This window comes from Sutcliffiella sp. NPDC057660 (assembly GCF_042800035.1).
Taxonomy (GTDB): Bacteria; Bacillota; Bacilli; order Bacillales; family Bacillaceae_I; genus Sutcliffiella_A.
Window position 1 is genome coordinate 1 of record NZ_JBHVHV010000034.1, and the last position, 10,083, is coordinate 10,083.

The following is a 10,083-nucleotide window of genomic DNA, read 5'->3' on the forward strand; positions in this document are numbered from 1 at the left end:
AGCCTACTTCTGCAATTTCCTCATCGATGATCAACACCTTCGCATGTATCATTCCTTTGTCGTACTGGTAGATTTCGACTCCAGCTTCTATAAGTTCTCCGTAATAGGTACGGCTTGCAAGGCCCACGATTTTTTGATTATTGTGGCGAGGAACCAGCAATCTTACACGGACACCACGAGCTACTGCTGTCTTTAATGCCATGATAATGTCCGTTTCTGGTACAAAATAGGGTGTGGTTAAATCAATAGTCTTTGTCGCCTGTGTTATACATATAAAGTAAGCTTGCCGAATGACTGGGGTAGGAATTCCAGGGTTTCCTTCCAACGTATGGATATATGCTTTTTGCAATGGCCTAGTTTTTGCGAACATGTCCATTTCTTTATCATCAAGGGTGCTCAACTCTGATCCCAATTCGGCTGACCATTTGGAATAATCTGCTCTGACGATTGGATTGATTTTCGTTACCTCTGATTTTGTTTTCAAATTTGTTTTTGATTTTATCCGTTCCGGCACAGCGATTTCCCAATGAACATCAAAGACAGGCTGCAAATCGGCTGATGCTTCTCCTATGACTTGCAAATGAGTATCCCGCCAGAAGCCAACGTCAGGCTTCAATCCTGTATATTCATATCCTATGTTAATGCCACCATTAAAAGCTACCTTTCCGTCGATTATGGCCATCTTACAATGATCCCGATAATTCCAATTGGACAAAAACCAGGGAAATCGCAAAGGAAATATTGTCCTGCATTCTATACCTGCTTCAACCATCTGCCGGATTTTTTCACGCGGGAACTTATAACTCCCCAAGCCATCTCTCATAAAACGAACCTGCACTCCAGTTAATGCTTTTTCGATTAGCAGTTCTGTGATGCGATTGCCAATTTGGTCATTCCGAAAAATGAAATATTCCAGATCAATTGTTTTTTGAGCATCTTGTAGGGATTCAAGGAGTTGTTCATATTTCGCTATTCCATTGTTAAACACTTGGACTCGGCCCATTCGAAGCCCATTCACAGTGAAATGCCGTAAAGAATCGGCAATTACCGATGCTGAATCACTGAATGTCTCAGGTAATTTGTTAGATTCATTATTAGAAGATGTCAATCTTTTCCGGTGAATAAACTTAGGATTTGATATGCTAAGATATAGCAAGAAACCAATGACAGGCAAAAGAAGGACGATTATTATCCAATTCAATGCCTTCGCAGGCCTACGTACTTCCCAAATTGCTATGAATAAGATAAAGAACATATTTAACAGGTATAGATAAAAAATCCACTCCAACTGGAATCCCTCCTTCTGTTTCTCTTAACATGTACAAACTATGTAACCAGTATACGTATGGAATATGAAGGGATTGTCTGTTATATATTATGGACTACCTTTATAAGAACTTTTATAAGATATTTAGAACGAAAAAAAGAGAATTAAGGTTGGGTAAGTTCTGACATCACGAAAGGCGTAATGATCTGGGCACTGTCCTAACTAGAGACTTAGTGATTTTGAAAATTACCATCTGGTAAATTCCTAAATATAGGTATAATTTTTTATAAATTTGGAAAATTAAAGTGGTAAATGCAATAAGAAGGAACTGTTCATGCAACAGCAACAACCAAATCAATCTCAAAGTCAGCCGCCGGTCTTTCAAGAGCCACCACAGGTGCTCACAGGAAAAGATTTTAATTACTTAAAGGACATGCTATCGTGGAACCTTTTAGGATTCAAAAAGGCACATTTTGCAGCAGGCCAGTGCCAAGATCAACAGATCGTAGCAGCCCTTGAAAAGGCATGCATGATGCACGAAAGACATTATCAGCGCATTTTGCAGCATTTGGAGCAAAATGTGAACCAAATGAATCAATAAGGGGACATACAAAATGAATAACAATCAAAACAAGATTCAATATCCAGAAACACCTATACCAAAAACACCTGAGATGAATGAACGTGACTTCCTAAACGATATGCTTTCGTATGAAAAGTACATTACGGCATCTTATTCTACGGCAATGAATGAGGCAAGCCACGCTTCGCTATATCAGGACATTCACGCGATTTTCGACGAAACGAAGAATTTGCAGCGTGAACTGTATAATCTGATGTTTCAAAAGGGATGGTATTCGCTTGAAGCGGAACAGCCACAAATACTTCAACAGGCGGCACAGCAGTTTACAGGGTACATGTCCCAGTTTCCGCATAATCCTCCAATACAATAAGGTCGTAAAAAGCTATGGTAACCAGTCCATAGCTTTTAAATTATTCAATTTTTTCATATAGACTAACCTTAGTTAAACCGTTGTAACTTTTCCAGAAAATCCATTTGGCGAATAGGGGATTGCTTGTGAAGGATTTTCCTAGCAATATGATGTCAGAACCCAGAATTAGGAACCACTTGGGGATGAATTCAAAAATTTCAAGGTGTTTTTTAACTACAAAAGGCAACTTTTATAAAGGTTCATTGCCTTTTGCCTGACATGGGGTCAATAGGGGGAGTATTTCAGATTATTCATTTTGGGCTGCTTCCAGTGCATTCTTTACATCAATTAAGCCATTGCCGAAATCGCTATCATTTCCTGGGATTCCTAAATCATATGCAGAATTCTTAATAATGTCTATTACTTCTCTGTTAGTTAAATTAGGGTTTGCAGAAAGCAAGAGGCCAGCAAGTCCTGCCACATGAGGCGAAGCCATAGAAGTACCTGATAAAGCTGCATACTGCTGGTTAAAATAGGTGCTCGTAATTTGGACTCCGGGAGCTGAGACATCAATATAATCCCCGTAATTTGAGAAAGATGCTCGTCGTCCTGTGTTGTCGACAGCTGACACACTTAAAACTTCAGGATATGCTGCTGGATAGCTCGGTTGTATAGTATTTTCATTTCCTGCTGCAGAAATCATGACTACATTTTTATTGTATGCATAATCGATTGCCTCTTTCAAAAGAGAAGAAGGCTGATAATTGCCTAAACTCATATTAATGACATTTGCTCCATGGTCCACTGCCCAAATAATCCCTTTTGCTATATCAAAGGTCGTTCCATATCCTTCAGCACCCATTGCCTTTATAGGCATTATTTTGTTATACCAAGTGATGCCAGCAATGCCTTCTTGGTTGTTTGTTTCCGATGCAATGATTCCGGATACATGGGTGCCATGGCCACTGTCATCATCAGGAAAGTCGTTATTTTCCAGAACATTGTATCCATTTGTTAATCTTCCGCTCAAATCAGGATGGTCCAGATCAACCCAAGTGTCTATAACAGCAATAATAATATGTTCATCCCCTGTTGTAATATCCCAGCCTGCTTCGGCTTGAATGATCGGTAAGTTCCATTGATATTGTTCGCGGTATAGCAGATTATTAGGAAGTCCAATTTTATTTTGCAGATAAAGATAATTGGAATAGGTGTACCACGGAAATTAACTGTACCCATTACTTTGGTGCCTATAATGGAATTAATGGTAAGTATACCTCTAATGATTGGTCTTCCAGCTATAGAAGCATCAATACCCCATACAGATGGAAATGGGATACTAATCATGGTTTGGGTGCGGTTTGCAAAGTGGTCCTCTCCCTTATTCAATTTTAAAATATTCTTATAAAAACACATATTAGCGTTTTAGAAACATTTAATAAAATCTTTCATTAACTTCCCATGATTCAACTGTTTTAAAAGCAGTTTGTGGGTCATATCCTTTTCCCAATAAATAAGTCATGGCTACTACTTCTGAAAGGGCATGAGAATATGATGTAAATGTTGCTTCTTGCAAACCATAATTCAGAAAAGGTATTACAGTACGCAAAGTTTCACTTTTTACCCCCCATAGGGAGTATAAAAACTGGGGTATGAAAAGGGGTATAAAAACATTTGGTTTCTCAGATTCTTCCTTATAAATACTTCGAACTTAATGCTATCTTATGAATAAGGTAATATTTGGGTTGTTTGTACCATTTAAAATCCATATTTGCCTATCTGAGAATAAAATATAAGAAGGAGTAAATAAGAGAAGACATTAATTTATAGTGGGAGGAAATCGTCTTAAAATTAGTCGTTAACATCTATTTTGTTAATGGTTAATGAATGATCGGTATCTCTAACAGCAGCATAAAAAATATCTTTGATTTGAAGATATCCCTTTGCCTTTAGTTCTTCCTTTAACCACTTTTCATTTTTGTTGATAAATTTTAAATTACGCTTTTGTACTTTCCCTTCAATGACAACGGCTATGGGTAATCCGCGGTATTCCACTTTCATATGTAAATCTTTTGGAGTAATAGGAACTAATTCTTTTCTTGGAAAAATGCTAATTTCACCTGTTGCTTCCAAAATCGCATATTCAATATCGTGAATATCCGGATATCCTGATGTTCTTAAATTAGACAACAGCTCAGGTAAAGGATATCTACTTTCCTTTAAATTTCGATAGATAATTTTCCCGTGTTTAATTTAGAATAGTCGGTTTTCCGATAATAAAAGGGTTTAACTTATTTAATAAACTTAACTTTGATATAAATAGATGAATGCATGTTATTACAATGATTCCAATAATCCCCTCCATCACTCCGTTTACTTTAATAGAACCAAAAGCTAAATAAGATAAAAAAAGAATCGCTCCAAAATCATGAGGGGTAAGTTGGGCTAGAGCTGATTTCCCTAAAATTTTTACTGCTACAATAAACACAATATAGATAAAAATACTTTAACTAAAAAAATAGACACTTCTAACACCTCGTAAAAAAATTCACCTTAGTCCGAAATTGGACTAAGGTTTTTAAACTTTTTTCAATTAAAAATGGTATCTTTTTTTCGTCATGTATGAATCTAAGCTAAATCCTTATCCTTTTAAAATAGGGGTCACTTTATCAATGGCTTCTTGTAATTTTTCACTGTTTAACCTATACATTTGTTTGGCCTCTTTTGATTCCGTTCCAAGAGCAAATAGTTCTAAGTCTGCTTGACATTTTTTCAAGGTTGAAAGAATTAAGGGTCTTTCTTGTGGGGGTGCGACTTGTAATTTATCGTCAAACAGATCAATCGTTAACTCTCCGTAAGAATTAACCTGTCCCAGAAATACATTTTCAATCGTTACCCCTAGTTTTTCTAATTCAGTACGTAGCCAAGCCCGACTTCGTCCAATCGTAGCTAGTGGTTCATCCATTATTGCACCATCCATAATAATGGTCTGAGGCTCCTTGATTGAAGCAACCTTCAAGTTTATATCCTTTGCTGTTAAAGGTTGATTTTCTTTCTTTAGCATCACAGATAAATCACCTGTTGCCTCTAAAACAGCAAATTCTACATCAGAGACTTGAAAGACATCCTTCCTGCGAAGTAGCTCTAACAGTTCATCTGTCGTATATCTTTCCTTTTTTAAATTATCTTCCATAATCTTCCCATCTTTGATAAATACAGTTGCTTTTCCTTCTATAAAATCGCGAAAACGTTTACTTTTTAATGAAATTAAACCAGCGAAAAAGGGAATAGCCGCAAAAATGACAATTCCAATAATTCCGTGAAAAATGTTCCGTTCAAGTCCCATAGCCACTTCTGCACCAATACTTCCAATAGAAATACCGGTGACATATTCAAAGAAAGATAGTTCGGAAATTTGCTTTTTCCCTAACCATTTTGTAATGAAAAATAAAACAGCAACAAATAATGCTGAGCGTACAGCTATATCTAACCATTCAGGCACTGCTTACACCCCCTGTAAATATAGTTTTTCTAGAAACCTTTGTACTGAAGTTCCTCTCCTTCTAGTTCTCCTACTCTTTTTTTTAAATCTTTTGTTACTTCGTGTACTACCATCATAGCCTCATGCAAAGTTCGCTTCGATTCATCATCAAGAGTCCGTAATGCTAAACTTGAGAGACTTGCTTCTACCCCTTTTAGACTGGCAAAACACTGTTTAACATCTGATCCTACTGTCATCCTAATTCTCCTTATCCTTTTGGCTTAAAAATTAAAGCTCCTATCATGCCGAAAACAATGGAAGCTGAAATACCAGAACTAGTTACTTCAAACATTCCTGTCAGTACACCAACTAACCCATGTTTTTCTGCTTCCTGCATCGCACCATGAACAAGCGAATTCCCAAAACTTGTAATCGGAACGGTAGCCCCTGCCCCAGCAAAATCAATCAAAGGCTCGTATAGTCCAAATCCATCTAAAAGCGCCCCAATCACTACAAGAGCACTTAAGGTATGACCTGGTGTCAATTTAAATACATCAAACATAATTTGCCCAATGATACAAATTAAACCGCCTACGACAAAAGCCCAAAAATAGATCATGTTAATTGTTCACCTCCGTATTCAATTGACACTGCATGGGCGATACAAGGAATTGTTTCATTTTGCTGAAAGGACAACGGTGAAAGCAAAGCACCTGTAGCCACAACTAACATTCGTTTAAATTCACCTTTTTTCATGCGGTTTAATAAATGCCCATAAACTACCGTTGCTGAACAGCCTGCACCGCTTGCCCCTGCAAGAACGGGTTGTCCTTCCCGATAAATCATAAGGCCACAATCTTGGTATTGTTCTTCACTAATAGGAGTTCCATGCTTTTTAAATAGATCCATGGACACTTCCTGTCCGATTTGGCCAAGGTCACCGGTTACAATTAAATCGTAATAAGATGGCTCAACATTTCGTTCCTTTAAATGGGCTTCAATGGTATCAACCGCAGCTGGCGCCATAGCTCCTCCCATGTTAAATGGATCTGTCAGACCCATATCAATCACACGGCCTATTGTAGCAGAAGTGACACGAGGTCCATCCCCAGAATCACTTAATAGGGCCGCACCGGCACCAGTAACAGTCCATTGTGCCGTAGGAGGTTTTTGTCCACCATACTCAGTTGGATACCGAAATTGTTTTTCAACAGCTGTATCATGACTAGATGCTCCTGTTAATAAATATTTCGCTCCTTTTGTATTCACAATATAAGCACCTAGAGCCAGTCCTTCCATAGACGTAGAGCAGGCACCGAATAAACCAAAATACGGAGATCCAATTGTTCGACTGGCAAAACTTGTCGGAGTTATCTGGTTGATCAGATCCCCAGCTAGGATAAATTGAACTTGATCTTTTTGGATGCCCCCTTTTTCCATGGCTTTTTGACAGGCTTCTTCAAAAAGGACTTTATGTGCCTTTTCATAGGAATCCTGTCCAAGCCATAAATCAGCATGAAGGAGATCGAAATCTTCTGCGATCGCTCCGTTTGCTTCAAATGGTCCTCCAACTGTTCCAGTAGAAAGTATCACAGGTTTGTGTTCAAAGATCCATGTACGATGACCTGCAAGCATTATAAACCACCCCACTGGATTAAAATGGTCTTGATGAGGGCAATGACAAAAGCAGAAAAAACACCAAATAAAATAACCGCCCCTGCTAATTTAAACATGTTGCCGCCTACGCCCAGTACAAATCCTTCGGAACGATGCTCAATGGCAGGTGATATGACCGCATTGCCAAAACCAGTTACGGGTACAGCTGTTCCAGCCCCTCCAAATTGGGCCATTCGATCATATACACCAAAACCAGTAAGAAGCATCGTAATAAAAATTAACGTACCCACTGTCGGATTTCCGGCCGTTTGCTCAGTAAAATCAAAAAAATAAATGTAAAAGTCAGAAATACACTGACCGATCAGACAGATAAGTCCACCAGTTATAAAGGCCTTTATACAATTTTTAACAACCGGTCTTTTAATCTCTCGTTGTTTTTGCAATTTTTGGTATTCCTGTTGCACAGGAGTGAGTTGTTTCTTTTGATTATTAGACATAACTCGTTCCTTTCTCTTTATGTTTGTTCCTTCATAAGACTTTTCAGTTTATTTAAATCCTTTTTTAAGTTTTTCTCATTCGTATCGTTTTTTTTCAGTCTCTGTTCTATGTTTTCAAGTTCCCAGAACATTTTTTTATCACTCGAAACAAATACTTTATGATCGGGATACATTTTTTTTAAGTCAGATTTAACTGACTTCTCGATATTTTTTAATCGGAAACGGTTGAAATTTCCGACTTTTATCGCTACTAAAAGCTCATTATCTGTATTCACAGCCTTTACATCCGAAATTTCTTCCTTAGTGATAATCTTTTCTTTAGCATGATTGGCAACAGATTGATCAATTGGTTTACTTGTATGTACTTGTGAAATACTCAAATCATTATTATTATCTAACTGATTTTGGTTCCCGTTACACCCTGAACCCATTCCGATAAGGATTAAAATGAAAAATAATATTTTCACTTTCATGAAATCACCTCCATGTTTTACCAGTATAGGGATGCTCAAAAAAGGTTGGCCTTTCAACCAACCTTTTCGCCATACTCATTATTGTTGTTTGTATTGAGGTTCTTCTTGTTCGATTTGTTGAACACGTGGTTCAACATTATCAATAACGGATTGGGTTTGTGTAGCAGCATCTTGATAAAGTTTCTTAGCTTGTTGATTATCCGTACTGAGAGCAAATGTTTCAAAGCTAGCTTGAGCGCTTTTTAATCCAGCTAAAGCTGTTTTAACGTCATTTATGACTGTCATGAATAACACCTCCTATGATTTGACAGTAATATGGTGCTAAATAAAATATAAATTTATTCATTTATTTTTATATATAAATGAATATTTAAAAATTCAAATATGAAATATTTTAAGGTTTTTGGTAAAAATACATTTTGTAAGTAAAATTCTGCGAGAGGAAGGGTAGTGAAAATTGAAAATCAAGCTTTTTTAAAAAAGTGATTAAAGTTCAGTTGATTTATTCATGGGTTACTGTGAGTTTTAGTCCAAACATAGACATATATGCTTTTTGTTTAGGAAATGGAGTAATAGTTGCAGGTTTGTGTTATTAAATTATTTAACATAAGAAAGTGGAAAATTATCAAAGGAGAATAGGAAGTATGTATAAAGATTATAGTGAAATGGTTTTAGGACCAAAACCACGAGCTAGACAAAAGAATTTTTTTGGAAGTTTAGAGGATAGTTTTAAAAATCCTATTATACATAAGGAAATTCATCGCGATAAAGTTTATGTTCCCTTAGATCTAAGTAGGGTTTGGGACAGGATACATTAAAATAAGCATTTTCATTTGTATAGCACTTCTAGGGTAATTGAGGGACAAGGTGAAAGGACACTTTCGTTTTAGGGTAATAGAATTATCCTAAGTGTTAGAGTAGCCAATAGGGACAATGCCCCTATGTCCCACCCACGTAAACTGAAGGACATTTACATCAATTTATTGAGGTGTCTCATGAGAAAAGGTCAATCAAAACAATTCCTCGTATTCCAAACGTATACTTGCTACATAGTTTGTACATGTTAAGAGAAAAACTAGGGAGGTTTTTAGTTGGAGTGGATTTTTTATCTATATCTGTTAAATACGTTGTAAGATTGTCACGGTCGACGGAAAGAAAGCATTTACTGGTGGCATGAACGTAGGATATGAATATACAGGATTGAAGCCTGATGTAGGATTCTGGCGGGATACTCATTTGCAAATCATAGGAGAAGCATCAGTCGATTTGCAGACTGTCTTTGATGTTCATTGGAATATCGCTGTGCCGGAACGGATAAAATCAAAAACAAATCTGAAAACAAAATCTGAGGTAACGAAAATCAATCAAACCGGCAAAGTAGATCTTTCCAGATGGTCAGCCGAATTAGGATCAGAGTTGAGTACCCTTGATGACAAAGAGATGGGCATATCCCAGAAGACAGGGACAATGCAAAAAGCGTATATCCATACGTTGGAAGGAAACCCTGGAATTCCTACCCCAGTCATTCGGCAAGCCTACTTTATATGTATAACACAAGCGACCAAAACCATTGATATAACAACTCCCTACTTTATACCAGAAACAGATATTATTATGGCATTAAAGACAGCTGTGGCTCGTGGTGTGCGCGTAAGATTGCTGGTTCCTCGCCACATTGATCAAAAAATCGTGGGCTTTGCAAGCCGTACCTATTACGGGGAACTTATTGAAGCTGGAGTCCAGATCTACCAGTACGACAAAGGAATGTTACATGCGAAGCTGATGATCATAGATGAGGAGATTGCAGAAGTAGGCG

General features: G+C 37.3%; 14 protein-coding genes and 2 pseudogenes. 4 read left to right on the top strand and 12 right to left on the bottom strand.

Going from position 1 to position 10,083, the window contains the following annotated elements:
- Positions 1-1,288: phospholipase D-like domain-containing protein (locus tag ACFVAD_RS24030; RefSeq protein ID WP_386646392.1), on the bottom strand; the 1,288-nt coding region annotated here is incomplete at its 3' end.
- A gap of 313 nt (positions 1,289-1,601) precedes the next feature.
- Between ACFVAD_RS24030 and ACFVAD_RS24035 the strand changes: the two genes are divergently transcribed.
- Positions 1,602-1,868: a hypothetical protein gene (locus ACFVAD_RS24035; protein ID WP_386646395.1), complete on the top strand. Its 267-nt coding sequence runs from the start codon at positions 1,602-1,604 to the stop codon at positions 1,866-1,868.
- A 13-nt stretch (positions 1,869-1,881) separates the two neighbouring features.
- Positions 1,882-2,220 carry a spore coat protein gene (locus ACFVAD_RS24040; protein ID WP_386646397.1) on the top strand — a complete coding sequence of 113 codons (339 nt, stop codon included), beginning with the start codon at positions 1,882-1,884 and terminating at the stop codon, positions 2,218-2,220.
- Between the two features lie 286 nt (positions 2,221-2,506).
- On the opposite strand, the gene ACFVAD_RS24045 is transcribed toward ACFVAD_RS24040, so the two are convergent.
- From ACFVAD_RS24045 to ACFVAD_RS24095, 11 genes and pseudogenes are all read right to left on the bottom strand, one after another.
- Positions 2,507-3,229: a S8 family peptidase gene (locus ACFVAD_RS24045; protein ID WP_386646398.1), complete on the bottom strand. Its 723-nt coding sequence runs from the start codon at positions 3,227-3,229 to the stop codon at positions 2,507-2,509.
- 29 nt (positions 3,230-3,258) lie between these two features.
- Positions 3,259-3,588, bottom strand: a complete 330-nt coding sequence (locus ACFVAD_RS24050; protein ID WP_386646401.1) for a hypothetical protein — start codon at positions 3,586-3,588, stop codon at positions 3,259-3,261.
- Positions 3,589-3,634: 46 nt separating this feature from the next.
- Positions 3,635-3,808, bottom strand: coding sequence for a hypothetical protein (locus tag ACFVAD_RS24055; protein WP_326046639.1), 174 nt, complete (start codon positions 3,806-3,808; stop codon positions 3,635-3,637).
- 242 nt (positions 3,809-4,050) lie between these two features.
- Positions 4,051-4,702: pseudogene (locus tag ACFVAD_RS24060) on the bottom strand (DUF421 domain-containing protein).
- 138 nt (positions 4,703-4,840) lie between these two features.
- Positions 4,841-5,701, bottom strand: a complete 861-nt coding sequence (locus tag ACFVAD_RS24065) for a DUF421 domain-containing protein (RefSeq protein WP_386646404.1) — start codon at positions 5,699-5,701, stop codon at positions 4,841-4,843.
- A gap of 29 nt (positions 5,702-5,730) precedes the next feature.
- Positions 5,731-5,937, bottom strand: coding sequence for a DUF1657 domain-containing protein (locus ACFVAD_RS24070; protein WP_009336483.1), 207 nt, complete (start codon positions 5,935-5,937; stop codon positions 5,731-5,733).
- 11 nt (positions 5,938-5,948) lie between these two features.
- Positions 5,949-6,299: a stage V sporulation protein AE gene (gene spoVAE / locus ACFVAD_RS24075; RefSeq protein ID WP_009336484.1), complete on the bottom strand. Its 351-nt coding sequence runs from the start codon at positions 6,297-6,299 to the stop codon at positions 5,949-5,951.
- The gene (gene spoVAD, locus ACFVAD_RS24080; protein ID WP_386646409.1) at positions 6,296-7,315 is read right to left on the bottom strand and encodes a stage V sporulation protein AD; all 1,020 of its coding nucleotides are present in this window, start codon (positions 7,313-7,315) and stop codon (positions 6,296-6,298) included. Before spoVAD ends, spoVAE begins: the two co-directional genes overlap by 4 nt.
- Positions 7,315-7,794, bottom strand: a complete 480-nt coding sequence (gene spoVAC, locus ACFVAD_RS24085; RefSeq protein WP_017695333.1) for a stage V sporulation protein AC — start codon at positions 7,792-7,794, stop codon at positions 7,315-7,317. Before spoVAC ends, spoVAD begins: the two co-directional genes overlap by 1 nt.
- A 17-nt stretch (positions 7,795-7,811) precedes the next feature.
- Positions 7,812-8,267, bottom strand: a complete 456-nt coding sequence (locus ACFVAD_RS24090) for a YhcN/YlaJ family sporulation lipoprotein (protein ID WP_031538351.1) — start codon at positions 8,265-8,267, stop codon at positions 7,812-7,814.
- Between the two features lie 78 nt (positions 8,268-8,345).
- A complete protein-coding gene (locus ACFVAD_RS24095; RefSeq protein WP_017695330.1) occupies positions 8,346-8,552 on the bottom strand; it encodes a DUF1657 domain-containing protein in 207 nt (68 codons plus the stop codon).
- Positions 8,553-8,911: 359 nt separating this feature from the next.
- Between ACFVAD_RS24095 and ACFVAD_RS24100 the strand changes: the two genes are divergently transcribed.
- Together ACFVAD_RS24100 and ACFVAD_RS24105 are read left to right on the top strand one after the other, a co-directional pair.
- Positions 8,912-9,085, top strand: coding sequence for a hypothetical protein (locus ACFVAD_RS24100; RefSeq protein WP_162837599.1), 174 nt, complete (start codon positions 8,912-8,914; stop codon positions 9,083-9,085).
- Positions 9,086-9,395: 310 nt separating this feature from the next.
- A pseudogene (locus tag ACFVAD_RS24105) lies at positions 9,396-10,083 on the top strand (phospholipase D-like domain-containing protein); the annotation flags it as partial.

Coding starts and splice junctions, on each gene's coding strand:
- ACFVAD_RS24035 (WP_386646395.1), top strand. CDS start 1,602: ATGCAACAGCAACAACCAAATCAATCTCAAAGTCAGCCGCCGGTCTTT.
- ACFVAD_RS24040 (WP_386646397.1), top strand. CDS start 1,882: ATGAATAACAATCAAAACAAGATTCAATATCCAGAAACACCTATACCA.
- ACFVAD_RS24070 (WP_009336483.1), bottom strand. CDS start 5,937: ATGACAGTAGGATCAGATGTTAAACAGTGTTTTGCCAGTCTAAAAGGG.
- spoVAE (WP_009336484.1), bottom strand. CDS start 6,299: ATGATCTATTTTTGGGCTTTTGTCGTAGGCGGTTTAATTTGTATCATT.
- spoVAD (WP_386646409.1), bottom strand. CDS start 7,315: ATGCTTGCAGGTCATCGTACATGGATCTTTGAACACAAACCTGTGATA.
- spoVAC (WP_017695333.1), bottom strand. CDS start 7,794: ATGTCTAATAATCAAAAGAAACAACTCACTCCTGTGCAACAGGAATAC.
- ACFVAD_RS24090 (WP_031538351.1), bottom strand. CDS start 8,267: ATGAAAGTGAAAATATTATTTTTCATTTTAATCCTTATCGGAATGGGT.
- ACFVAD_RS24095 (WP_017695330.1), bottom strand. CDS start 8,552: ATGACAGTCATAAATGACGTTAAAACAGCTTTAGCTGGATTAAAAAGC.
- ACFVAD_RS24100 (WP_162837599.1), top strand. CDS start 8,912: ATGTATAAAGATTATAGTGAAATGGTTTTAGGACCAAAACCACGAGCT.